Below are 25,865 nucleotides of genomic sequence, written 5' to 3' on the forward strand. Positions count from 1 at the left end.
AATAATTTGAAGTTAGCCTCAAAAAAATAGCTAACTAAACGAAATAAAGTTTTGTTGTGTTTTGTAAATATCTATATATTAAGTATAATCAACCAGAACTCGCGAGCGTAATTTTTTAAACAACATCTCAACGGATTAGCGTCTGTAAATTTAATTGTCAATCTCAAGGTTGGCTTCTGTCGCGCCTACATATTGTTATTGTTGTCGTGAATTTTTGCGGCTGAATTTTCCCACCAAATTTGACGCTGGGGTACGGCAATAGAAATACCAGCCTGTCGAAAAGTATTTTGAATGCGACGACGAAACTCGCGTGCTACCTCCCATTGCCTGGAAGGATGGGTTTTAATCCAGACGCGAACCATCGCGCCGCGATCGCCAAAATTATCTACACCTAATACTTCGGGAGTTTCCAAAATTTTGGTTTGCCAATTGCCATCTGCGATTATTTCTTCTGCTACCGTAGCAACTAACTTTAAAGCGCGATCGATTTCAGTTTGATAGGCAATCGGAATATTAACATCGGCTCTCGACCACTGACTGGATAAATTGGCAACAGTTTTGATTTCGCTATTGGGTATGGTAATTAATCTCCCTTCGGCATCTCTAAGCTGAGTAATTCTTAAATTGAGATTTTCCACTTGACCGCCGAACTCGCCAATATTAACTATATCGCCGACGGCATACTGATCTTCCAGAATAATAAAAAAACCATTTAGAGCATCTTTAATCAAGTTTTGCGAAGCAAAGGAAAATGCCAAACCCAAAATTCCCGCACCAGCCAGTAAAGGAGTCACGTCAATACCAATAACGGTAATGGCGACAATAAATCCCAAGATTACCCAAAAAACCGTAATAATACCGCCAACCAAGCGAGCAATTGTCGCAACTCGTAACTGCATACGCTGGCGACTATCTCGATTCATTACATAGTTTTCAGTAAAGCTACGGTTGATTTTGGCAATCAGTGCGTAACTCAGACGAATCAAAACATAAGTCAGAAACCCGACAACAGCAATTCTGAGAGGAATACGTATTAAAGTAACTATCCACAAGCGAGCCGAACGGGTGTAGGGAAATAATTCTAAAATTAATAACAACCCTCCCAGCCAAATAGCTATTTGCGTACACTGCAACAGACGGTATTTTATTTCTCGGATATTGAGTTTTTGTTTTTGAGTTAGATGAATTCCTACGGAAGAAAAAACGGTATTTTGCTGAGATTTTAGCCTTTTTTTAGCTTTTTGCTGACTTTTTTGTTCGTTAAAGACCGCCAAACCACTTAATAAAGCCACAACTGCAATGCCAATAGCAATCTGAAATTTTTCGATTAGATACGATTTCTGCCTTTCTTCTTTAGCTTTGATAATTCCCTTTTGGATATCGGTGGCAATTTCTCTGGCTCGTTCCCCTAGTAATACTCCCCTGGGATCGGCATCGCGCTCGTATAATGTAAAAATCGTTCTCGGTTGGCGATCGCCAATAGCGATCTTGATATTGGAGCGATTTTCGTCGGTTTCTGAAAATACATTCAGTTTGCTCTCATCATCAACGCTAAAATAATCTCGACTGACTTCTCTTATACGTTCCTCTATATATTGAATACGATGGGGTAAATTAGCCTGACGGTCGAAAATTTTAAACAGACAACGTCCGTCGAGGCGTACGCAACCTGAAATCAAAGCATCTTCTCGATCCTGGAGCGATCTCAAAGTCTGCCAATTAAGTTGGGGTAAAAAAGGTCGTTGCGATCGCACTGGTGTAATTAGGATGAAACTCAAGGCGATCGCCACTAAAATTACTCCCGTTAAAAAGCGAATTCTCATAAAAACCCATTAAAAATTTATTTAGTTTCGATATTTTGGTCGATCGGCTAAAATATCCCCAGGTTTACTGTCATAATATAAATAAAAAATAAATATCTTTAATAGAGCATTTAACTTCTCTAGAAGATACAACCTATTCCTGAAGCTATTTAAATAATTTATCTTATGAGCAATACGGTCACTAACGCCTTTTTTTTTGGCAGAGCTTTAGCTGAAGTTTTGAGTGAAAAGCTAGAAGATTCATTTGCCAACGCTATGAGCGAACTTGGTAAGTTTGATGCCCAACAGCGAGAAAATCTCAGAGAGTTTATTGAAGAAGTAGAATTACGCGCCGAAAACATAGCGGCGAATTCACCTGGCACTACCGATGTCAGCAACGTTAGTAGCGATCGCCCCGTTACTAACTCCAATAGCGATCTCTATTCAGGAGACCTGCAAGCTATGCTCGATAAACTGAGAGCCGAAATTGCCAGCGTCAGAGCGGAATTAAAACAACATCGTGATGTCGCCTAAATATGGCAATGCTCTTAGAAGCCACAAGTTATTTTTTTTAAATGAGATTTAACATGGAGTAAATTGCTCCACGTCGATCGATTAAAACAACAAAGCCATCTTCGAGCATCAAACCATTCTGCCTAATTAAAACATAATATTACAGTTAATTTTCTGTTAAATAACCCTGTGTCTTCTGTCTCTTCCGATCGAAATTCAATAGCTAGAGATAAGAGCCAACAGGCTCACTCTTCGACCAAAATAGAAGCTATCGATACTCAATTCTACGAAAAACAGCCCAATAAACCAATAGTCAAATCTCAAAAATCCTATCGTTGGAATAAGCGAAAATATTCTCCCCTTCGCCGCAGGATAGATATTTGGCTGTTTGTGCTGTCTTTTTTGTTTAGATTTTGGCGCAGCAATCAAAAATGGACTTATCCAGGTGGCTTTACTCCAGAAAAACTCTCAGCAAGAAGAAAAGTGCAGGCAAACTGGATTCGCGAGAGTTTTTTACAATTAGGACCTACGTTTATCAAAGTCGGACAGCTTTTTTCAACTCGCGCCGATTTATTTCCTATTGAGTACGTAGAAGAACTTTCCAAATTACAAGACCGGGTTCCAGCTTTTGCCTACGAACAAGTTACAGAAATTGTCGAAGCAGACTTGGGCAAACCAATCGTTAAATTGTTTCTCAACTTCGATCCTACACCCCTGGCAGCAGCGAGTTTGGGACAGGTGCACAAAGCTAAATTGCACGGTGGCGAAGAAGTAGTAGTTAAGGTGCAAAGACCTGGTTTAAAACAACTTTTTACCGTAGATCTAGCAATTTTAAAGCAGATTACACGCTATTTTCACCATCATCCCGAATGGGGTAGAGGTAGAGACTGGCTGGGAATATATGAAGAGTGCTGTCGCATTCTTTGGGAAGAAACCGACTACTTAAATGAAGGACGCAATGCCGATACGTTTCGCCGTAACTTTCGCCATGCAGACTGGGTCAAAGTTCCGCGAGTACATTGGAGATACACTTCACCAAAAGTTCTGACTTTGGAATATTTGCCAGGAATTAAAATTAGCCATTATGAGGCAATTGAAGCGGCAGGTTTAGACCGCAAAGTACTAGCGAGATTGGGAGCAAAAGCTTATTTACAGCAACTACTTCATAGTGGTTTTTTTCATGCCGATCCCCACCCTGGTAATATTGCAGTCAATCCCGAAGGCGCGCTGATTTTTTACGATTTTGGCATGATGGGGCAAATTAAAAACAATATTCGCGAGAAGTTGCTCGATACCTTGTTTGGTATTGCCCAGAAAGATGGCGACTTAGTAGTTCAATCGCTAATTGAAGTTGGGGCATTAGCTCCAACTGGCGATATGACTCCCGTACGGCGATCGGTGCAATTTATGCTGGATAATTTTATGGATAAGCCATTTGAGCAGCAGTCCGTAGATGCAATTAGCGAAGATCTCTACCAAATTGCTTACGGACAACCCTTTCGCTTTCCAGCAACTTTTACCTTTGTAATGCGAGCATTTTCGACTTTAGAAGGAGTAGGTAAAGGTTTAGATCCTGAATTTAATTTTATGGAAGTAGCTCAACCTTATGCAATGCAGCTTATGACTAATACTAATGGTGACGGCAATACTATATTTGACGAGTTAGGCAAACAGGCGGCTCGCGTGGGCAGTACGGCTTTGGGATTACCCAGAAGAATTGACGATACTATAGATAAGTTAGAACGAGGAGACTTAAGACTCCGCGTTCGTTCTATAGAGTCAGAACGAGTATTACGACGCTTGGGTGCAGTTCAACTATGTACTAACTATGCTTTGTTGTTTGGAGCCTTGATTGTATCGGCAACTTTACTTTTGATTGGTGAATACGAGCCACTTGCAATAATCGCTGCTATATTAGCATTAATACCTGGTTGGGCTTGGCTAAGACTAGTCAAGCGTCTCGATCGCATCGACCGCATGTTTTAGAGGAGTATTAATTTTATTGTTTTGTTATTGACTAATTGTTTATGAAACGTCACTTTACAGGTCTTACTGACACGGGGATTGTACGAACGGTCAACCAAGATAACTACCATATAGACGACTTAGGACGTTTTTGTATCGTAGCTGACGGTATGGGAGGGCATGCTGGCGGACAAGAAGCTAGCAAAATTGCTACTGAGGAAATCAAAGCTTTTCTGGCTGCTAACTGGGATTCGACAGTGTCATCTGAAGTGCTGCTAAAAGAAGCCATCGAAAAAGCCAATCAGGAAATTTTAGCCGATCAGCAACAGCATCCCGAACGTGGAGACATGGGCACTACAGTAGTAGTATCTATTTTTCGACAGGAAAAAGCTTGGTGCGCTCATGTAGGAGATTCTCGTCTCTATCGCTGGCGCGACTCGTGTATCGAACAAATTACAGAAGATCACACCTGGGTTGGTTTGGCTCTTAAAGCTGGCGAAATTAATAAGGAACAGGCAAAATTTCATCCCTGGCGACACGTTTTATCTCAGTGTTTGGGACGTAAGGATTTACATCGTATTGACATTAGAGAAATAGATCTAAAATCTGGCGATCGCCTGTTAATTTGTAGCGATGGTCTTACCGAAGAAGTACCCGATGATAAAATTGAAAGCTATTTAAGTCAAAAAATAAGTTCTGAAGCAGCCGTAAAAGAGCTAATTGCTGCTGCTAAGCAAGCAGGTGGTTCTGATAACATTACGGCAATTTTGGTGGCTCAAGAATAAGTATCTCGTTCCTGTAATTTTTAAATTGTCTGTTCGAGGCAATAGGCGAGCGCGGGCTGCGGAACGCGCACTAAGACGGCAATAAGCAATAGAAAACTAACTATAGTTATAATTCTTTTAAGTAAAGATATAGACGATATCGCCAAAATCTTGAATTCTGTTTGATGATGCGATTGCCGTCTCAACCCAAAAATTATTTGTCAATGCTCTCTGAAATAAAAAACCTTGCCGAAGCTTTTGCTCCTAGATTATTAGAAATTCGCCGTCACATTCACGCTCATCCAGAACTAAGCGGGCAAGAATATCAAACTGCTGCCTATGTTGCTGGTGTTTTATCTTCTTGTGGAATTTCAATTAGGGAAGGAGTAGGTAAGACAGGAGTAATTGGAGAATTAGCGGGAAAAGGTGCAGACCCCCGAACATTGGCAATCCGTACGGATATGGATGCCTTACCAATAGAGGAACTAACTGAGTTAGAATTTGCTTCCCGCAAACCAGGTATTATGCACGCTTGTGGTCATGATGTTCATGCCACTATAGGTTTGGGAACGGCAATGATTTTATCGCAACTGTCAGAACCACTACCAGGCAATACCCGCTTTTTGTTTCAACCAGCAGAAGAAATTGCTAGTGGAGCGCAGTGGATGGTAAAAGATGGTGCTATGGAAGGTGTAGATGCGGTGTATGGCGTTCATGTGTATCCCTCAGTTCAGGCGCGTCATATAGGAGTTCGCTATGGTGCTTTGACATCGGCTGCTGACGATATAGAAATTATTATTCGAGGAGAATCGGGACACGGAGCGCGTCCACATCAGGCGATCGACTCAATTTGGATTGCCGCGCAGATAATCACCTCATTACAACAGGCAATTAGCAGAACCCAAAATCCCCTACATCCAATCGTGCTGACTTTTGGCAAAATTGAAGGAGGTACTGCACCCAATATTATTGCCGATCGCGTGAGAATGGTTGGTACGGTGCGATCGCTACATCCAGAAAGCCACGCCAGTTTACCTCAGTGGATTGAAAATATTGCTACTCACATCTGCGCTACTTACGGAGCAAAATGCGAAGTAAATTATCGTCGGGGCGTTCCTTCAGTACAAAACGATCCTACCCTGACTCAAATCCTAGAAACCGCCAGTATTGAAGCCTGGGGCAATGAATACGTAAAAATTCTTCCCGAACCGTCTTTAGGCGCAGAAGATTTTTCCGTGTATTTAGATCGCGCTCCTGGCTGTATGTTTCGTTTGGGAGTAGGACATCAAGATCGCCCTAACTATCCCCTGCACCACCCTAAGTTTGAAATTGATGAATCGGCAATTGTTACAGGGGTAGTTACTTTAGCTTACACTGCTTGTAAGTATTGGCAACGGTAAAAATTCTGTTGTCTGGATCCTTAAAATTGAGCGTTGATATACTCCCGACGCATAGCGGAAATCGCATCAATAGAAATACCTTTGGGACATACCGCCTGACACTCACCATGATTAGAACAATCGCCAAAACCTTCTTCTGCCATTTGTTCGGTCATATTTAGTACCCTTTGTTGGCGTTCTGGATGTCCTTGCGGGAGCAATGCCAGGTGAGAAATTTTGGCAGCAGTAAACAAAGATGCCGAAGCATTGGGACAGGAAGCAACACAGGCACCACAACCGATACAGGCAGCATAGTCAAAAGCGCGATCGCTATTTGGTTTGGCTACGGGAAGCGAATTAGCATCGGGTGCCGCACCAGTATTTACAGATACATAGCCTCCTGCTGCCATAATGCGATCGAAAGCCGAGCGATCGACTACTAAGTCTTTGATTACGGGAAAAGCTTTAGCGCGCCAAGGTTCTACTATAATCGTATCCCCATCATTAAAAGAGCGCATATGTAGCTGACAGACGGCAGTAAGCTGCTGTTTGCCGTGAGCGATACCATTAACCATCAACCCACAAGAACCGCAAATTCCCTCGCGACAGTCGCTGTCAAATTCTACAGGTTCCTGGTTACTGACGATTAACTGTTCGTTTAAAACATCCAGCATCTCTAAAAAAGACATCTCTGGATAAACGTTATCGAGAGTATAAACGGCAAATTGTCCTTTATGTTTGGGTTTTGCCTGTCGCCAAATTTTTAAATTGATTTTCATAGCTGAGATGATTATGTATATTTGCAATACTTTGACCGATAATGAAAGATTGCGAAGTAATTTCTGATTTGAGCTACCGATATAGAGTGTTCGAGAAATCTATTAATTTTAACTTCTATTTATTACTCACAAGACAAAGCTTTACTATATAAAAAAATTGGGTGCTATCTCTAGGGTAACAATCATAAGTTACAAATGCTATCGATTTAATTTAAATGATTAATAATTTCAAGGTTTTTATACATACAGATTTGAACAAACAAGCTCGTCTAATATTAAGATTTAAGAAATAGCAAAAATAAAAAAACATCATTTTTTATATCTAAGTTTATTTATTTGCTTTGTTATTTAATAGTAAAAGAAAATTATTTAATAAATTAAGGTATTGTCATCATTTTTTTATAAGCTATTTAATAAATCACTGCTTAAAATAATTAAATTTCTTCTGCTGAATTTGAGCTTTTTACGATTGTCAGATATAATATTTTTGTTAGTAAACTGTTAGACAAAAATATGAACAAAAAGTGACAAAAAAATGAATAAAACATGAAATTAATAGAGTTATAGTTTAAACAATGATGAATTTTACAATAGTTATTTTGGCTTTAGGATTAGCTGCTGATGCTTTTGCTGTTTCTCTCGCTAGTGGTTTTACAATTAAATATTTAAAATTAAACAAAATTCTTAAAATTGCTGTTTTCTTTGGTGTATTTCAATTTTTAATGACTTTTGGAGGATGGCTGATAGGTCTAAGCTTTCGAGAGTTTATTTCAGAGATCGATCATTGGTTGGCTTTTGGACTTTTGTTTGTTTTAGGAAGCAAGATGATTTATGAATCGAATCAAGAAGAAGACAAAAAGTCTAAATTCAATCCCTTAGAAGTTTATACTTTGATAGCTTTATCTATTGCTACTAGCATTGATGCTTTAGCTGTAGGAATTAGCTTGTCAATATTAAAAATACAAATTATGTTAACGGCTGTAGTTGTTGGCGTTATTACTTTTAATTTATCTGCCATCGGCGTTTGTCTCGGTCACTATTTTGGCAACTTACATCAAAACAAGGTCGAATTTGCAGGAGGTGCGATATTAATTTTAATTGGTAGTAAAATTTTATTAGAACATTTAATAGGTAAGGTTTAAAGAAAAATATAATCCCCGTCTAATTTGAAAACTGGAGTTTTATTTTTAATACTTTATTACCTATTGCCTGTTTCCTCAAATCGATATCTTAGAATTCTTGGTTTGAAACTAGATGCGGTTTGATTAGCAATTGTCACAGCTATAAATTTAAATAATGCGTATACGATCTTGTTTTAGATGTGGGTAGTAAACAAATTTAAATTATCAAATTTTAAAACAGTTATTGTCGCGATAAAAAATTGAAGTACACCATTCGCGAGTACCTATTGGTCCTAGACCTTGAAAATCTATACGCCTGAAACCACGTTCGATAAGATAAGCGTAACCTTCGAGATACTGCTGCCGATCGCTATTATCCCAAACGATCGCGCCATCATCTTTTAATGCTTTTAGTGCGTTTTTAGCACAATTGATTCTATCTCTACCGTCAATAACGACGATATCAAATTTTTTGGAGTGTTTTAAAATAGTTTGAGAGTATTTGCCGCCACGATCTAGCGGACAATATATGTAGGTTACGTTTGGCGGAATTTTCTGTTTTAAATAATTGTACCAGTCAAGATCGTGTTCGCAGGAGATAATACTAGAAACTCGATCGCTCCACCACAAAGTTGAGTGACCGCTACCGTATTCAAATACTCTCATATCAGAACGTATTTTCCCGCTCAGGAAAGAAATCATGGAATAAGTAAACCAAGGCAAGCAACTACCGTCTCGAGCTACGGGTAATCCTTCAGTAAAACTTTTCAAATATCCAATTCTTTCTAGATAAAGCCTCAAGCTATAGAAAAGAATTAACTTCTTTCCCAGAATAGACTTTCCTAGTAATAATTTTGCGTATTTTTTTATGAAAGCTTTCGTTTCCAGTTTTTCTAAAGCCATCGCTCGCTAAAAGAAATTTGTGTTTGCTTGCCTAAATGTATACAACCAGCTATTTTGCCTATATCAATAATCTTTGCCTACATCAATAATCCCAACCGAAATGATATAACAAGTTAGATAGATCTAGCTTGACGATCGCAAGTTAATTTATAAAATTTAAATAGCATTTGTTTGACTTATTAACACCAGAGCGAAATGCCAGCGGTTTTTTGTGATATTCTAAATCAGCGATCGCAATATTACCACACGATCTAAATAAGAGGCTCGATGCAATACATTCAGGTCGAACCAGATGTAAGAGTTTTTGTTCGAGATTGGGGGACTGGAAAACCAATTGTTTTTATTCACGGTTGGCCCTATAGTCATGAAATATTTGAGTATCAGTATTTGCCTTTGCTCAAACACGGATATCGCTGTATTGGCATCGACCTACGTGGTTATGGAAAATCAGACCAACCTTATGAAGACTATAACTTTGACGTTTTTGCAGACGATTTGCATCTGGTTTTTGAGGCTCTAGATTTACAAGCTATAACTTTGGTTGGCTTTTCAATGGGGGGTGCAGTAGCAGTACGCTATATGGGCAAATATTTGGGCTTGAGAGTTACCAAACTCGCACTACTCAGCGCGTCTACCCCATGTTTGACCAAAAAGCCAGACTTTCCTCAAGGGCGAGACGAGGCAGTTTATAATGATTTTCTCGATAAGCTTTATGCCGATAGACCACAAACACTTGCTGATTTTAGTAAAGGAATATTTTGCCAACCAATTAGTTCCGCTCTTGCCAGTTGGTTTACTAGTATTGCCATGCAAGCATCGCCACATGCTACAGTCAAGACTTTGATTGCCTTACGCGATGCTGACTTACGCCCTAATCTAGCTAAAATTGAAGTACCAACAGCAATTATGCACGGCGTTTACGATAGTTCCGCACCTATAAAGATAACTGCGGAAGTAAACCACAAAGCAATTAAAGACTCGCAGCTAATTCATTTTGAAAATAGCGGTCATGGAATATTTTTAGATGAAAGAGAAAAATTAAATGCAGAATTGATGCGTTTTGTTGGTTGACAATTCGAGATTATGAACGATACAAAATTTGAGTCTCAAGCTATCTTTCGCCATGAATTCGTCGTTCCTCATAGCGCAATCGATCGAAATGGTCACGTTAATAACGTATTTTATATCCAGTGGATGCAGGATGTTGCTATTCGCCATTCTGATGCCACAGGAGGCACAGCGGCAATGCAGTCTGTTGGATGCACCTGGGTAGTGCGATCGCATCAAATTGAATATATGAGTCCTGCTTTTGCTGGCAATGAAATAGCAATTATTACCTGGGTAGTGAATTTGCGACGAGTTAGATCTCTGCGTCGCTACAAATTCGTGTGGCTATCTGACGGCAGGCTTCTCGCCAGAGGTGAGACAGATTGGGTTTTCATCAATAGCAGCGGACGACCTCGAGCTATTCCCGAAAGTATTAGGACTTCTTTTCCTCTCATGCCAGACTATGAATAGCTACAAATTTTAGACGCAGCACTGATGAAAAATTACTACCATACAAAGCTCGTTAGTATTGGTCTGGGGCTACTGCTACTGTTTACTACTGGCAAACCTACCCTGGCGCAAAATTATCAAATCGAGCGAATTCGCGGTAACGTTTACCGTTTCACCGCAGGAAATTATCGTTCCGTATTTATGGAGACTGATGGGGGAATAGTCGTAAGCGACCCGATAAACAAAGAGGCGGCTACCTGGCTGAAGCAAGAATTAGCTAAGCGTTTTGATAAACCAATTCGCTATGTCGTTTATAGCCACAATCATCCAGACCATGTATATGGTGGAGAAGTTTTCGATGGAGAAGGCGTTCAGTTTGTTTCCCATCAACTAGCACGTGAAGACTTAGTACGTACCTTAGCAAAAACTCGAATTCCCAATCTAGTTTTTGAAGATGAAATGGTGCTTTATATTGATAACAATCTCGTCCGCTTACGCTATCACGGCAGAAACAATGGGCGCGGCTCAATTTCAATGCTGTTTGAACCTGCTGGTGTTTTACATGTAGTCGATTGGATCGTTCTAGGACGAATGCCTTATAAAGATCTTCAGGGTTACGATATTCAGGGAATGATTGATTCTACCCAAGAAGTATTAAACATGGATTTCGACATTTTTGTAGGGGGACATGCCGAAATAGGTCAAAAAGAAGACATAAAGCGGTATCTTAGCTATCTTCAGACACTCTACAATTCAGTTCGAGATGGCATCCTGGCTGGCAAAGATCTCGCCACGCTTCAGCAAGAAATTCGGCTCGACGACTATCGCGACTTACCTATGTATGAAGAATGGCTACCTCTCAACATCAAAGGAGTTTATCGCACTTTAGTAGATGAATCTTATCTGCTCAGGCGTTCCGATGTTACTCCATCGCAGTAGTAAATGGTATAGTTAATTATCAGACATCTAAGTTAGAAGAGCGAGATTTAGTTTGCTCTTGTAAAGCCCATAAGCTCAATAGAGATGCTACTATGGCTCCAATAGTATCCATAATTAGATCTACAATAGTATCGTCTAGAGAGTTGATAGTTGCAGTAACCCATTCAAATATTTCCCACAGCGCACCGATCGCAATGCCAAAAGAAATAATTGTCACAATATACAGCAGACGGTGACTGCGAAATACTGACAGCATTGAGTGATAGACGATAAAACTAACTGCTAGAGTGATAGAAAAAGTGGTATAGCCATGTACGATTTCATCATAAGGTCCTGGTTGATAAAATAATCCAATCCAGCCACCAGCATTAAGCAGTGCTGCTATTACAAATAACAAGTCAAATAAAGTAGGTAACTGGCGATCCTTTAAGACAAAAATAAACGAGGCAATTAAAAAAACTAATAAGATAATTGCTGCTTGCCAGCCAACGCGAACCCACACAATTGCAGTAGCAATCGCTAGCAAAAACTGTCCTATCCAAGCCGCAATTCGATAACCTCGCCAATTGGTGCTTTTTATCGTCCTAGCTTCATTACCTTGGAACATAAAAAACTACAGTAAACTCGTGTGTCAAGCAGCTTACCATATTAACAATCATCAAATAACATCAATTTTTTTCCTGTAAATTTTTTAACTTGTTTAAAAAATAACAATACCAATCCGTACTAATCTGTAGTCATCTAAAAATTAAAAAATTGGCGTTGGTGATTGCGTCATGCTTTTGATGCAAATGTTTACGAAAATTTAAACTATTGAGTAACATAATTTCTCAATCAGCCTTCTCTATTTACCAACACCAAAAAATTAATTGGCATTACAGGTTTATTAAAACTCAATATTTGGGAACTATTGAGGATAAAGACAGAGCCAGAAAACATATTGTTGTTTAAATCATTCCCTTTTTATGGAAGTCATCTTTGGTTTGATAATCGGATTAACTTTAGTTGGATTAAGCGTTTGGCAAATACGCTCTCGGTCGCATTCGACTGCTGAAGAAAGCGATGCTACACTTACACGGTATGTAGAACTATTAAAAGAATTTTCGGCTCAATCTGAAGAAGAACGAGAATTGTTAGAAAACCACCACAACAAAAATGACTAAAGTTTGTAAATAGAATAGACTTCTTGCACAAATAAATATAATTAAACCTTTTCTCCTTTGAGGAAGTCAAGGCAGCTTTTGAAACTTGCATTCGAGAGAACGCCGACCTTTGTACTGTTCCTTCTCGTCAAAGTAGTTAATGTAGTTAATATAGCTAGGAAAATATCATAATTTTACTCTGCAACTTTTAAACTTCTCAAACGATTTAAGGTTGCTGCTAGCTCGAAGCGACGAAACAAAGCTAAGTCACCTTGAGGAAAATTAGCGATCGCATCCAAACTTTTATAAGTAATATCGTTAATAACCTTATCTAAAATTTCGGATACGGTAAGTTTTTCATCGAGATAATTTTCTTTAGCATAAACTATAGCTCGGGCGATCGCTTTTAACTGCCCTGCATCGACAAGTTGTTCTACGGCAGAAAGATCGATATCTTCGGTGCCAAAAACAATTTTATTAACATCACGAACTGTTAACTTAACTTCTTTTCTACCCCTACTGGAATTTATACTGTCTGGTAGCGGTATTCTGGGGCTAATCTTGCCAAAATTATCTCCACCCTCGGCTTGTCTATCTGTAGCATACTGTTGCGCGATCGCTTTAGCTTTTTCTGTAACTTCATAAGGCACAAAGTTTTCCATCGCAATTACCGGATCTGCAACCTCAAAATAATCACCACTGCCCCCCATAACTAAAACTGTCGATACGCCATAGTCGTTATAGAGTTGCCGTACTTTATCGATAAAAGGGGTAATGGGTTCTTTTTCTTTAGCGATTAAAGCCTGCATTCTGCGATCGCGAATAGTAAAGTTAGTTGCAGAAGTGTCTTCGTCAATTAAAAGTAATTTGGCACCTGCTTCTAAAGCTTCGATAATATTTGCCGCCTGAGAGGTGCTGCCGCTGGCATTGGTAGTAGAAAAACTAGTTGTAGAACGTCCTTGGGGTAAATGGTCGATAAACGGAGAAATATCTACTCCTACAATGCTACGTCCATCTTCAGCCCGTATTTTAACCGCAGCAGGATTAGTAACTACAAATTCTCGTCCATCTTGAGGAATTTGGTTGTAAACTCCTAATTCTATGGCTCTGAGCAGAGTAGATTTACCGTGATAGCCACCACCGACAATTAAAGTGATGCCTTCTGGTATGCCCATACCCTTTATTAAACCAAAATTTGGTAGCTCGAACTCTACTTCTAAACTAGGTGGTGACTGAAAAGAAATAACTTCTTGCTGGAGGGGACGAGAATCAACACCGCTACGACGAGGTAAAATTGCCCCATTCGCCACAAAAGCTACTAATTTTTTAGCTGATAGCTGTTGGCGCAACCAGTCTGCATCTTCAATAGTTTCGACGTGCTTTTTTATATCTTTGGCGTTGAGAGAAGAATATAGTAAAGCCGTTTCGACTATATCTGGTAAATCTTCACAGAGCATTTCTGCCGCCTGACAACCTAAAATTCTTCTTCCCCTGGCGGGAAGTCCCACGACAAAACGTATCTCTACAAAGTTTTTATCGATAAAAGCCGCAGTGCGTTTTAATACTTCTTGTCCATAACTAGCGATAGCAATTAGTCCACTTTTGCCCGTACCCCGACGCGAACTTATTCTACGTGCGGCGCGATCGAACTGGCGGACGAGGTAATCTCTCAAAGCAACTTCTCGACTATGAGAGCGATATAAATCTGCGGGAAATTTGGCTATAGTTTGGGGGATTTTTACTCTTAAATTACTAGGTGAGGCGAAAGGATCTCCCTGTACGCGATCGACTATTAAAGTAAAGCGATCGAATTTATAGATTGCTTTAATATTTTTATATGCTTTGTAGCTAGCGTTATCGAGTTTTAATAAAGTAGATTTTAAAGTATGACTGTCAGACATTGTGTAGTAATAGTTAGTATAAATCCTTTCTGTTTTCACTGATTTAAAATCTGCGATCGCTTCATAATCGCTATAATTTAGGCAAAACGAATATTTAAACCCTTGTAAACAGATGTTTGATTTTCTCAATCCGCTTTTAAATCGGCACCCCGAACGCATGAAAGCTAATGTAGAAATTTATACTTGGGCTATTTGTCCTTTTTGCATTCGCGCCAAAATGCTGTTGTGGTGGAAAGGAGTTGACTTTACTGAATACAAAATAGACGGCGACGAACCAGCTAGAAACAAAATGGCTCAAAGAGCCAACGGCAAAAGAACCGTTCCTCAGATTTTTATTAATGACAACCATGTAGGCGGTTGCGACGAGCTTTACGAACTAGATGCAAAAAATCAGTTAGATCCTTTGCTGGCTCAAACTTCCAGTACCGCTACGCAGAAGTAGTAAGTAGCGAGTAAAAATTTTTAACTTTTGCCTTTTGTCTGTTTCCTATTACTTTGGTAACTGCTGATAACTTCTAAGCATGATGTCCATTGCTAGAATGTTCTGGTGGATTAATATTGCGCTCTTTGACGGTAGAAAAATCTACTGACTTAGAAGAAAAAATGTTGTTTTGCCTAACTGTATTTTGATAAGAGGCAAGGAGAAATTTTAACCAAGATATGCGCGATGGAATAGGAGTACGAGCGGGTTTTAATCCCTGCAACATATCCGACAACTGCAAACCTTCTAGCGGTTTGGTTTCTTTTATTTTGTGCCAGACAGAACGCGACATTAATAACGTGTTTTCTACGGAATTGGCACCAATTTTAGTAAAATATTCTTCTCGTTCTGGTTGATAGTCAGCAGAAGCAATTTCTAAATACTGCCAATTCGATCGCTCTTTATCAGTAGATGCTTTATTTTTGAGATTTATTTTTTGAGTTATTTGCGCCATCTGAGCGATTAGCTTGGGATAGAGCCAGGTATAGGCTGGATTTACCGTCAACTGGGCTTTGTGAGGTCGAGAGCCATCTAAAGAAGATTCTAATTTAAAATAGCCGATTGCAGCCTTGCGCTGTGGCTCAAAGACATAACCGCTAACTACATCAATCCGATTTAACCACTGCCGAATTTGAGCTACTGCGACTTGAATCAAGTTAGTTTTAAAATCTTCGACGCGGCGATCGAATACCTGGCGTAGCAATGGCGGCATGGAAACGCAATCTAACTGATAGAGTAAAGGAGCATCAGCGTTGCTTACTGGCAAAAAATTGGGTAAGTCTGGTTCTTGCTGTGCTAATTCTTCCAAAAGTTCTGGAGAAAGCTGCCAATAAGTCATCTGTGCCAGAGGTTGAAAACCATTTTCGCGATATAAAGCCAGATGATTTTTTTCATTGACATTAACTTCTAACATCCAGGTTCGTGCTTCCCAGATATTTTCCAAACAGTGGCGTAATAGCTGAGAACCAATTTCTTTTTGACTTTTAAGTAGCTTTAAATTGGGAGAATTACTATTGAGCAAAACTCGTTCGACTCTCCATGTGCTATGAGTGCTGTTTAAGGAAGATACCTGAATTAAACCCAGTACCTCCTTAAGCTGTTGAGCGACATAAATGCGCCACCCATGATAGTAAGATTGCGGTAAAAAGCTCAAAAACCTTTTTAGTCCGTACCAAGAACCGACTTGCTCTAGTTCCCTATCGATCGTGACTAAACGTTTGGAGTTTTCTCTGACAACGCATTCGTTAACTAAGGCATTGATTGCCTCGACATCGCGATACTGAAGTGGACGAACTACAAGTTTGGGAGTATTTTGTACGGATGAACTCATATTTGTTAATCAACCTTTTCTAATTGCCACAAAATTTGATTGCCTTCTCTTCTAACTCTAGAAACAACCCAATTTCGCCATGACCAGTGATCTCCTCGGCTAGTAACCGCGCTAGCGTTAATATCCATTAAATCTGCAAGTTCCGAGCTACTGATTAAATACCCATTAGTAGCTATTTCTTCTGCAATTCTAAGTGTATCAATTAAATTCCTGAGTTCGTTGACTCTTTCTTCACTCGATATTTTTATTTCTTCCATTGCGTTGTTGGCTGATTCTGTCATAGGTATCAAGAACTCAAACAATTTACGATTGGGTTTAAAGATGAAACTGGATTTTTAGTTTAAAGTTTATTCCATAATTTTCATACCGTCATCTTAACTAATTTGTACCAAAATTTTCTCTTACCAAATTAGGATATTTCGATCGCTTCAGGTAAAAATTTGGTTCGATCTATAGTGATTTTTGTCAAGCGATTGGGGATTTTTATGATTTTATAATTGCTTCAACTCACAAACACGCTCGTCTTCCAATAATTTGTTTATTAGATCTAATATACTAGTTTTATTGGAGTAGCTTCTAGGGAATAATAGTGTCGCTCGACTTTGAAACTGCTCGCGTGATGAGCTAAAAAGGCATCTGCTTCGCGATCGCGGCAATAGAAAACCGCAATAATACAGATAACATGACTTACGAACCCCTACATCACAAATATCGCCCACAAACTTTTCGGGATTTAGTCGGTCAAGAAACGATCGCACTGACTTTGAGCAATGCGATCGAGCAAGCTAAAATTGCTCCAGCTTATTTATTTACTGGACCGAGGGGAACGGGAAAAACTTCTAGTGCCAGAATTTTAGCCAAATCTCTTAACTGCCTGCATAGTAATAAACCAACTGCCAATCCCTGCGGTAAATGTGAAGTTTGCTTGGCGATCGCCAGAGGCACGGCATTAGACGTGATGGAAATTGATGCCGCTAGCAATACAGGAGTAGATAATATTCGCGAAATCATCGAGCGTTCTCGCTTTGCTCCCGTACAGTGTCGTTACAAAGTATATGCGATCGATGAGTGTCACATGCTTAGTACTGCCGCTTTTAATGCTTTGCTCAAGACATTAGAAGAACCGCCGCCTAATGTAGTATTCATTTTGGCTACTACCGATCCGCAACGGGTACTATCAACGATTATTTCTCGCTGTCAGCGTTTTGATTATCGGCGTATTCCGCTGGCAGAAATGGTCGAACATCTGAAATATATTGCTACTGAAGAAAATATTGCGATCGCCGATGATGCCCTTACTTTGGTCGCTCAAATTGCCAACGGAGGATTGCGAGATGCCGAAAGTTTACTCGATCAGTTAAGTCTGTTACCAGAAACAATTACGGTAGCCAAAGTTTGGGATCTTGTTGGCGCAGTTCCAGAATTAGATTTGTTAAAGCTGCTAAAGGCAATAAGAAGTGGTCGCACGGCAGAAATTATCCAGCAGTGTCGCAGTTTATTAGACAGGGGACGAGAACCTTTAGTAGTTCTACAAAATCTGGCTAGCTTTTATCTCAATCTGCTGATCGCTAAAACCGCACCCAATAACAGCGAGATGGTAGCGGTAACAGAAAACTGCTGGCAAGAACTATGTAACGAAGCAGCTAATTGGCAAATCGAGACAATCTTACAGGGACAGCAGCAGCTTAAAACCGCTGAAACTCAACTCAAACAAACAACCCAACCTCGTCTGTGGTTAGAAATAACTTTACTGGGCTTATTATCTACTGCCGAGCGAATTGAGACTTTAACGCCAAGATTAGCAGTCGAAACCCAAAGCGATCGCGCTACTGTCAGAGAGTCTCCGCATTATAACAACGGGACTGCCTCTAACTTTGTTAAACCAAAATCGCAACCAAATCTTGCTGCATCGGCACAATCTACTAATGAAGCAGACAAACACCAGAACGATCGAGTAGCAAAACTCGAAGCAACTGAAACCAGCAAAACTGCCGAAAAGCCAGCGGCAGTAAATTCAGTTAAACAGGATGTTAAACGCGATCTTGCTGTTACTGCTAAAGATAATAAGTCCGAAAGAGAAAACGCACCAAACGATGAAGTATCGTCAGTTCCTGTCGAGCGCAATAGCCAAGTAGTTGAATTTAAGTCAAAATTGCCAGCCGACGCTAATAGTAAAAATGAGGTAAGCGAACCAGTTAGTAACACAGCAACCTCTAATGCTGAAAATACTGATAGTTCCGATCCTGTGGCTAATCAAGCAATTTGGAAGAAAGTAATTGAGTGTCTTCAACCACCGACAACTCAGGCTTTATTACGGCAACAGTGTCATTTAATTAGTCTGGAAGATTCTAGAGCAATCGTGGGAATTGGTTCGGCAAAGCTACAAAGATTGCATCAGGGTAAAGTAACCAATATTGAAACGGCTTTTGCTAAAGTCTGTCAGCGTAGTGTGAAAGTCAAGCTAGAAGTTGCTACCTCCCAAAAATCTCCAGTGGGCGATGCTGTTTCTACTTCACCACCCCAGCCAAAAACTGAGTTGCCCCCAGAAGCAAAATCGAGTTTGGCTCGTGAAGCTAGTTCACCTATTACCAGTCAACCAGTCAGAGAGCCACCGTCGTCCCACAACGGGGTTTCTTCTGACTTAGTAGAGAGCCGCGCTTTGGAACCAACTACTTATAGTGATGTTCCTTCATTACCACCGCCCAAAAAAAATATTGCCAAACCGATTGCCTTTCCCTCGCCAGTAACTTCAGAAGTAGCTCCTCCACCTACAGCAAACGAGCCTGCTATAGGCACACCTCCAGAAACTGAGGTAACACCAATTTCGCTTATCTCTGTAGGCGATGCAAAAAATGAAGATGACCTGGAAATAGCGATCGCTGAATTGACTCGATGTTTTGAAGGTGAACTAGTTCAGTTAGATAGTCAGGTTGTCGAACCGCCAGAATTGTCGTTATCTACAGATGCGGTAAATGAGGAGCATTCAGAGACTCAGTCTCAATTATCTTCAGAGCTAAATGATTTAGATCTACCTACCTCATCATCAGAACCCAGGAGGCAAAATCTCTCCTCTTTTCCTGCCTCTAATAATATTGTAATTAAACGAGGCGAAGTGGATAGTTATGACGATGATGAGGATGTTCCGTTCTAAAAATTGTTTTAGCTATTTTCTTACCGTTTAACGAGAGGAATGCAAAAATTCAGCAATTTTGGCTGTTGCCAAACGTAAAACTTCTGGATCTTCTACCAAAGCAAAGCGCACGTATCCTTCTCCAGATTTACCAAAGCCAGCACCAGGAGCAACTGCAACGCCAGTTTTAGCGACTAACTCGGTACAAAATTCTACCGATTTTTGCTGCCAGGGATGAGGTAATTTTGCCCAAATATACATAGTTGCAGGCGGTGGGTAAACTTGCCAGCCAATTTGGTTTAAGGCGGCAACAAAAGCATCGCGACGCTGTTTAAAAATAGCCACATTTTGAGATACAGACTCTTGCGAACCAGACAGGGCTGCGATCGCGCCGTTTAAAATCCCGCGATACTGATTGAAGTCAATTGCGGCTTTGACTTTTCTTAAGGCGGCAATTAGTTCGGCATTGCCAATAGCGTAAGCAATGCGAAAACCGCCCATATTATAGGATTTGGAAAGAGAAAAAAACTCGATCGCTACTTCTTTGTGGCGATCTGCTTGAAACACCGAAGGCGCGGGAGCATCATCAAAGACTAGATCTGCATAGGGAAAATCGTGAACCAATACCAAGTCATGTTGGCGACAAAAAGCCACCGCCTGCTGAAAAAATTCTAAAGGAGCGATCGCCGCAGTCGGATTGTGGGGATAGCTCAGAACCATCATTTTTGCCTTGTCGAGAATATCTGAGGGAACGGCTGATAACTTTGGTAAAAACTGATTTTCTGCTAGCAAGGGCATAAGATAGATCTCGCCGCCAGCCAAATACACTCCTCCAGCATGGGAGGGATAACCAGGATCTAGCAAAAGAGCAAAATCTCCAGGATCGAGAATTGCTAGCGGCAGATGGGCAGTACCTTCCTGGGAACCAATTAGCTGCAAGACTTCTGTTTCGGGATCGACGGTAATGCCAAATTTTTGAGCGTACCAGTTAGCAGCAGCTTCGCGAAATTCCTGAGTCCCCTGATGTAGTAAATAGCCGTGAGTACTGGGATCTTTCAAAGCTAGAGCGATCTTATTAAGAATGTGTGGATCTACTGGCAGATCGGAAGAACCTAAAGACAAATCGATAATTTCTTGCCCAGTTTTTCGAGCCATAGCTTTAGCTCGATCCATATCGGCAAAAACATTGTTAGAAAATGATTTTAAACGCTGGGCGAACTGCATGATAGATAGTTTTAGTTTTCAATCGATTTTTGCTTGATTAGCTCTTATAAAATAACTCAACCGAATACTTAGACTCAAAAAAATCGCAGATAATGGAGAGAAGCAAAATTTAGGCAGTGCGCCAGCATCCATAGTTTGCGATTCTCTAATAATTTTATCGATCGAGATGTCGGCGCACTTAGAAAACTATTTTTTAAACTATTGAGAGATAAAACCCGTAAGCAACAATGGTAACAAAATCAAAGCGGATACGATTAAAAGTGCCGTTCCCGCATCGATATTAATTACTTTTTTAGGTGTTCTTTTCATAATTTGATTTAATATGCTTTGTTTAATACTAGCTAGAAAACAAGTCTTTCACCGTAACACTTTATCAAACGCCCGATCGCTTGTGTTCTATACCAACTGCATCGTTAATATTTTCCAAGCCTGACTGTTCGAGCTTATCTAATACACCCAACAAAATTTCTTTAACCATCCAGGGACCTTGATAGATCCAGCCCGTATAGGTTTGCAGTAAGCTGGCACCAGCAATTATTTTTTCCCAAGCATCTCTAGCGGTAAAGATGCCGCCAACGCCAACAATAGGCAATTTACCGTTAGTTTCTCGATAAATAAAGCGAATAATTTCTGTCGATCGCTCTTTTACAGGTAAGCCGCTAATTCCTCCCGCTTCATCTTTAAGTTTTTTTCCTGTTTCCTTAAGAATGTCGGATTTTAAGCCATCGCGGCGAGTAGTAGTATTAGTGGCAATTACACCAGATAAATTGTATTCCGTAGCCAAATTGATTATGTCTTTAATATCTTGCCATTCTAAGTCGGGAGAAATTTTGACTAAAATTGGTCGATTATTAATATTTGCTTGCTGTAACCCAGACAAGATAGGCTCTAATTGTTCTCCTGTCTGGAGCGATCGCAGTCCAGGAGTGTTAGGAGAACTAACGTTGATTACAAAATAGTCGGCAAGATCTTGCAAATAGTTGAAGCTACCTACATAGTCTGCTGCTGCTGTTTCTAAGTCAGCAATTTTTGATTTACACAGGTTGATACCGATCGGAATAGTACGGGGTTTTCTCTGCCAGGTTTGCTTCAGAGTATCTGCCATTACCGCTGCGCCGAGATTATTTGCACCCATGCGATTGAGCGCGGCTTTGTCTTCAGGCAAACGAAACATTCGCGGACGGGGATTTCCTGGTTGTGAGTGTAGCGTTACCGCCCCTAGTTCGGCAAAACCAAAGCCCAAGCTCGACCAGATGCCTGCTGCTGTAGCGTCTTTATCGAAGCCTGGTGCCAAACCGAGAGGATTATTAAAGTTCGAGCCCCAAAGGGACTGCTGAAGGCGAGAATCATTAACGACAAACGATTTTTCTAGTTGTTTAATTGCCAAATTTGCCCAGGCAGAGTTACGAGAGGTTTCTATCTTATGTAGCGTTTTTAACAACTGTCGATGAGCGGTTTCGGGATCGCCTTTGACAGCAGAAAGCAGCAGGGGATAAAAGGGTTTGGTGAAATCGAGCATACTAAAAAAGGTAATAGGTGATAGGTAATAGGTAAATTATCTTAACTTCCTACTTTCTACTTTTTACTTTCTACTTAGTTATATTTGTTCGGGTTTGAGGCGGTCGTCTAGCTGTTGCTGTTTTTCGGCTAAATCTTCCCGATAGCGTTTGAGTTCTTGTTCTAATTCTTGGAGTTGTTCGCGGCGAGTTTCAATTTCCAGGGCGCGACGATTCAATTCTAGATTTTGCACGGTAATTTCCTGTCGCCACTGTTCTATTTTATGCTGTTCTGCCTCGACAAATTGGGGGTTAATCGCATTTTTAGTTAAATATTGCTGTAGTAAGCTGAGAATCCAGTCTTTAGCTTCTTGAATGCTGACAATTTGTCCCTCATTACCTGTTTCTACTAATACCAATACCCCAGGATAAAGAGAAGTTTCTTTAGTCAGCATTAAAGCTTCTAAATTGTCTACTTCCCAGACATATTCAGATTTTTGGTAAGCTAGCAACTGTAGCTGTGTTTCTTCAGAATTAGGATTGGTTTGGACTTGAGCTAGGTATAACATAGCTATTTTGTCTGGGTTGTCTAATGGGGCTAGTAGATACAGATCGAACAAAAGCTTTGTAAATAAAATAGAAGCTATTTTAGTTTAAACCTTTGAGGCGATCGCAAAGAATCTGAGCTTGGGTTTCAGCCTCATTAAGTGAATCTTTAGCCCCCTGGACTACCTCTGTTGGTGCTTTATTAATAAATCCAGGATTGCTCAAACGTCCTTGTAAAGATTTCATTTCTGCTTCGACTTTGGCTAAGTTTTTTTCTAATTTACTACGTAGTGCTGACAAATCTACTAATCCTGTTAGAGGAATTAATATTTGTACGGTACCGAATACTCCTGCGATCGCCTGTTTTAGTTGTCCTGCCAAACTATCGACGATTTTTAGTTCTCCTACCTTAGCGCGATCTCCTATGTAATCGGCAGTAGATTCTAAAATACTCCGTTCGCGATCGCTTTGGGTTTGTAAGATAACTTTTATTTGCGCCCCTGGTTTGATTCCTGCTTCGGTACGTAAATTACGAATCGTCCGAATAACATTAAATAGTAGCTCGAAGCTTTGTTCTAGTTCGGTATCGATAAGTTCTGCTCTAACTTCTGGATAAGCTTGTAATGCCAGAGTCGCTTCTCCCTCTGCCTGAGTTAGAGTTTGCCAAATTTCTTCGGTAATATGAGGCATAAAGGGATGGAGCAATTTTAAGATGCCGTCTAACACATGAGCCAGAGTTTGTTGGGCGATCTGTTTGGAACTAGAAGTATTATCCTGCCAAAGTCTCGATTTGACTAGTTCGATATACCAGTCACAGAAATCTCCCCAGACAAATTCATAAAGTCCCGTTGCTGCTTCTCCCAAACCATAAACGGCAATGTATTCTCTAGTTTGCTTAACCGTTTGCTGAAAACGGGACAGAATCCATTTATCTGATAGTTCTAATGCTGGCGAACTCGTATCTGGTTTACCCAACTGTTGCGGCGTTTTGCCATCTAGGTTCATCATTACGAACCGCGCTGCGTTCCACAGCTTGTTGGCAAAATTACGCGATGCTTCTACTGAAGGCGATTCGTCTTTATCGCGATTGTAATCAAAGCTGATGTCTTGCCCCGCACCTGCTACTTTTTTAATTAAGGTATAGCGTAAAGCATCTGCCCCATATTTATCGATAGTCAACAGGGGATCGATACCGTTACCTTTAGATTTAGACATTTTCTGACCGTTTTCATCTAATACCAAGCCGTGAATATAAACATCCTGAAAAGGCATTCGATCGGTTAAATAGCCCGCCATCATGGTCATACGGGCTACCCAGAAAAAGATGATATCAAAACCCGTTACTAATGTAGAGGTAGGATAGTAAGTTGCCAAATCTTGAGTTTTCTGAGGCCATCCCATAGTAGAGAATGGCCATAAACCAGAAGAAAACCAGGTATCGAGAACATCTGGATCTCGTTCTAAGGTAATATCTTCACCGTATTGGGCGATGGCTTTTTCCCTGGCTTCGGCTTCATCGTAAGCTACGATAAATGGCGTGTTATCTTTGATTTCTCCTGCAGTTTCCGAAACTACATACCAGGCTGGTATTTGGTGTCCCCACCATAGCTGGCGAGAAATACACCAGTCTTTGATTTTAACTAACCAATCTCGATAGACTTTGCGCCAGCGTTCGGGAATATAGTTAGGAGAGTTATCGTTATCCAAATAGGCTAGAGCTTTGCTTGCCAAAGGTTCCATTTTTACGAACCATTGAGTAGATAGCAGGGGTTCTACTGGTACTTTACCGCGATCGCTATAGGGAACGCTATGGGTATAGTCTTCGGTTTTGACCAATGCCCCTAGTTCGTCTAACTTTTTAACTACATTCTTACGGGCAGCAAAGCGATCCTGTCCTGCAAACTCCCCTGCATTTTCATTGAGGGTGCCGTTTTTATTCATGATATTAATCATCGGCAGGTTGTGGCGTTTTCCCATCTCAAAATCATTGGGATCGTGTGCCGGTGTTACCTTAACGCAACCCGTACCAAATTCAGGATCTACCAGTTCGTCAGCAACTATGGGAATTTCTCTGCCGACAATTGGTAACGTCAGGGTTTTGCCCACTAAATTTTTGTAGCGATCGTCATTAGGATTGACTGCCACTCCCGTATCACCCAACATGGTTTCAGGGCGAGTAGTAGCAACTTCTAGATAACCGCTACCGTCGGTTAAAGGATAGCGAAAATGCCATAAATGTCCCTGTACTTCTTTATTTTCAATTTCTACATCCGATACTGCCGACTCAGAAGCAGGACACCAATTTACTAGATATTTACCGCGATAAATTAATTTGTCTTCGTAGAGTCGGATAAAAGCTGTTTTTACTGCCTTAGATAAACCCTTATCCATTGTAAAGCGTTCTCGCGTCCAGTCTGCCGAAATTCCCAAGCGTCTTAACTGCTTGACGATGCGATCGCCAGAGTCAGCTTTCCATGCCCAGGCACGCTCTAAATAAGCTTCTCTCCCTAAATCTTGTCTGGTCTTGCCTTCATTTTTAAGCTGTCGGTCGAGCATTGTACTCACGGCAATGCTGGCATGATCCGTTCCTGGCAACCATAGAGTATTAAAGCCAAGCATCCTATGATAGCGAATTAAAGTATCGATCAGCGCACTTTCAAAAGCGTGACCCATGTGCAAACTACCAGTAACATTTGGCGGTGGGATAACAATGCAGTATGGCTGTCCCGAACCATTGGGATTGGCAGTAAATACTCCTCGTTCTTCCCAGTATTGTTGCCATTTAGCTTCGGCGATTGCGGGATCGTATTGAGTAGCAAGATTGGATGTAGTATCGGTCATGAGAATGAACGAGTCGGTAGAGTGTACGAACGACTAGAGAGATTATATATTGTATAGTTATTGGGCAAATTCTCGCTACAAATTTAAATAGCTTTTTATAACTATTTTATTT

Annotated in this window: 22 protein-coding genes; 11 read left to right on the top strand and 11 right to left on the bottom strand. The window is 40.5% G+C overall.

The annotated features are described in order from the left end of the window. Positions 1 to 185: 185 nt before the first annotated feature. The gene (locus KV40_RS20565; protein ID WP_036485584.1) at positions 186 to 1,823 is read right to left on the bottom strand and encodes a mechanosensitive ion channel family protein; all 1,638 of its coding nucleotides are present in this window, start codon (positions 1,821 to 1,823) and stop codon (positions 186 to 188) included. Positions 1,824 to 1,988: 165 nt separating this feature from the next. Between KV40_RS20565 and KV40_RS20570 the strand changes: the two genes are divergently transcribed. The 4 genes from KV40_RS20570 (at position 1,989) to KV40_RS20585 (ending at position 6,444) form a co-directional block, all read left to right on the top strand. Next, positions 1,989 to 2,336: a DUF6825 family protein gene (locus tag KV40_RS20570; protein WP_036485585.1), complete on the top strand. Its 348-nt coding sequence runs from the start codon at positions 1,989 to 1,991 to the stop codon at positions 2,334 to 2,336. Between the two features lie 249 nt (positions 2,337 to 2,585). After that, positions 2,586 to 4,301, top strand: a complete 1,716-nt coding sequence (locus tag KV40_RS20575; RefSeq protein ID WP_371260810.1) for an ABC1 kinase family protein — start codon at positions 2,586 to 2,588, stop codon at positions 4,299 to 4,301. 41 nt (positions 4,302 to 4,342) lie between these two features. Further along, positions 4,343 to 5,065 (top strand): Stp1/IreP family PP2C-type Ser/Thr phosphatase, encoded by a 723-nt coding sequence (locus tag KV40_RS20580; protein ID WP_036485587.1) that lies wholly within the window; start codon positions 4,343 to 4,345, stop codon positions 5,063 to 5,065. 203 nt (positions 5,066 to 5,268) lie between these two features. Further along, complete coding sequence (locus tag KV40_RS20585; RefSeq protein ID WP_036486007.1) at positions 5,269 to 6,444, top strand: M20 family metallopeptidase; 1,176 nt, start codon at positions 5,269 to 5,271, stop codon at positions 6,442 to 6,444. A gap of 20 nt (positions 6,445 to 6,464) precedes the next feature. Here KV40_RS20585 and KV40_RS20590 read toward each other — a convergent pair whose 3' ends face one another. Further along, a complete protein-coding gene (locus KV40_RS20590) occupies positions 6,465 to 7,202 on the bottom strand; it encodes a succinate dehydrogenase/fumarate reductase iron-sulfur subunit (RefSeq protein ID WP_036485589.1) in 738 nt (245 codons plus the stop codon). 575 nt (positions 7,203 to 7,777) lie between these two features. On the opposite strand from KV40_RS20590, the gene KV40_RS20595 reads away from it, so the two are divergent. Further along, the gene (locus KV40_RS20595; RefSeq protein ID WP_036485591.1) at positions 7,778 to 8,344 is read left to right on the top strand and encodes a manganese efflux pump MntP family protein; all 567 of its coding nucleotides are present in this window, start codon (positions 7,778 to 7,780) and stop codon (positions 8,342 to 8,344) included. 204 nt (positions 8,345 to 8,548) lie between these two features. Here the strand turns inward: KV40_RS20595 and KV40_RS20600 are convergent, their stop codons facing one another. Continuing rightward, positions 8,549 to 9,094 carry an FkbM family methyltransferase gene (locus tag KV40_RS20600; RefSeq protein WP_156114103.1) on the bottom strand — a complete coding sequence of 182 codons (546 nt, stop codon included), beginning with the start codon at positions 9,092 to 9,094 and terminating at the stop codon, positions 8,549 to 8,551. 399 nt (positions 9,095 to 9,493) lie between these two features. Here KV40_RS20600 and KV40_RS20605 point away from each other — a divergent pair, with 399 nt between their 5' ends. Genes KV40_RS20605 through KV40_RS20615 form a run of 3 tightly spaced genes read left to right on the top strand, consistent with a single transcriptional unit; the run spans position 9,494 to position 11,662 of the window. Further along, positions 9,494 to 10,297 (top strand): alpha/beta fold hydrolase, encoded by an 804-nt coding sequence (locus KV40_RS20605; RefSeq protein ID WP_036485594.1) that lies wholly within the window; start codon positions 9,494 to 9,496, stop codon positions 10,295 to 10,297. 12 nt (positions 10,298 to 10,309) lie between these two features. Beyond that, a complete protein-coding gene (locus KV40_RS20610) occupies positions 10,310 to 10,744 on the top strand; it encodes a thioesterase family protein (protein WP_036485595.1) in 435 nt (144 codons plus the stop codon). A gap of 24 nt (positions 10,745 to 10,768) precedes the next feature. Next, positions 10,769 to 11,662: an MBL fold metallo-hydrolase gene (locus tag KV40_RS20615; protein WP_036485596.1), complete on the top strand. Its 894-nt coding sequence runs from the start codon at positions 10,769 to 10,771 to the stop codon at positions 11,660 to 11,662. A 19-nt stretch (positions 11,663 to 11,681) separates the two neighbouring features. Here the strand turns inward: KV40_RS20615 and KV40_RS20620 are convergent, their stop codons facing one another. Then, entirely contained in the window at positions 11,682 to 12,269 is a 588-nt protein-coding gene (locus KV40_RS20620) for a hypothetical protein (protein WP_216595659.1), read from the bottom strand. 358 nt (positions 12,270 to 12,627) lie between these two features. On the opposite strand from KV40_RS20620, the gene KV40_RS20625 reads away from it, so the two are divergent. Beyond that, entirely contained in the window at positions 12,628 to 12,825 is a 198-nt protein-coding gene (locus KV40_RS20625) for a hypothetical protein (protein ID WP_036485597.1), read from the top strand. A 173-nt stretch (positions 12,826 to 12,998) separates the two neighbouring features. Here the strand turns inward: KV40_RS20625 and KV40_RS20630 are convergent, their stop codons facing one another. Next, entirely contained in the window at positions 12,999 to 14,705 is a 1,707-nt protein-coding gene (locus tag KV40_RS20630) for an ABC-ATPase domain-containing protein (RefSeq protein ID WP_036485598.1), read from the bottom strand. Positions 14,706 to 14,817: 112 nt separating this feature from the next. Between KV40_RS20630 and grxC the strand changes: the two genes are divergently transcribed. Next, the gene (gene grxC, locus KV40_RS20635; protein ID WP_036485599.1) at positions 14,818 to 15,147 is read left to right on the top strand and encodes a glutaredoxin 3; all 330 of its coding nucleotides are present in this window, start codon (positions 14,818 to 14,820) and stop codon (positions 15,145 to 15,147) included. Between the two features lie 73 nt (positions 15,148 to 15,220). On the opposite strand, the gene KV40_RS20640 is transcribed toward grxC, so the two are convergent. Both KV40_RS20640 and KV40_RS20645 read right to left on the bottom strand, forming a co-directional pair. After that, a complete protein-coding gene (locus KV40_RS20640; RefSeq protein WP_036485600.1) occupies positions 15,221 to 16,516 on the bottom strand; it encodes a GNAT family N-acetyltransferase in 1,296 nt (431 codons plus the stop codon). Positions 16,517 to 16,521: 5 nt separating this feature from the next. Then, entirely contained in the window at positions 16,522 to 16,797 is a 276-nt protein-coding gene (locus KV40_RS20645; protein WP_036485601.1) for a hypothetical protein, read from the bottom strand. A gap of 401 nt (positions 16,798 to 17,198) precedes the next feature. Here KV40_RS20645 and KV40_RS33565 point away from each other — a divergent pair, with 401 nt between their 5' ends. Further along, positions 17,199 to 19,667, top strand: coding sequence for a DNA polymerase III subunit gamma/tau (locus KV40_RS33565; protein WP_072013861.1), 2,469 nt, complete (start codon positions 17,199 to 17,201; stop codon positions 19,665 to 19,667). Between the two features lie 27 nt (positions 19,668 to 19,694). On the opposite strand, the gene KV40_RS20655 is transcribed toward KV40_RS33565, so the two are convergent. The 4 genes from KV40_RS20655 to KV40_RS20670 form a co-directional block, all read right to left on the bottom strand. Next, a complete protein-coding gene (locus KV40_RS20655) occupies positions 19,695 to 20,870 on the bottom strand; it encodes an LL-diaminopimelate aminotransferase (protein WP_036485603.1) in 1,176 nt (391 codons plus the stop codon). Between the two features lie 373 nt (positions 20,871 to 21,243). Beyond that, complete coding sequence (locus tag KV40_RS20660; RefSeq protein WP_036485605.1) at positions 21,244 to 22,389, bottom strand: quinone-dependent dihydroorotate dehydrogenase; 1,146 nt, start codon at positions 22,387 to 22,389, stop codon at positions 21,244 to 21,246. A 78-nt stretch (positions 22,390 to 22,467) separates the two neighbouring features. Next, on the bottom strand, positions 22,468 to 22,935 hold the full coding sequence (locus KV40_RS20665; protein WP_036485607.1) for a hypothetical protein: 468 nt from the start codon (positions 22,933 to 22,935) through the stop codon (positions 22,468 to 22,470). Between the two features lie 79 nt (positions 22,936 to 23,014). Continuing rightward, entirely contained in the window at positions 23,015 to 25,753 is a 2,739-nt protein-coding gene (locus KV40_RS20670) for a valine--tRNA ligase (RefSeq protein ID WP_036485609.1), read from the bottom strand. Between the last annotated feature and the right edge of the window lie 112 nt (positions 25,754 to 25,865).

This window comes from Myxosarcina sp. GI1, assembly GCF_000756305.1.
Lineage (GTDB): Bacteria > Cyanobacteriota > Cyanobacteriia > Cyanobacteriales > Xenococcaceae > Myxosarcina.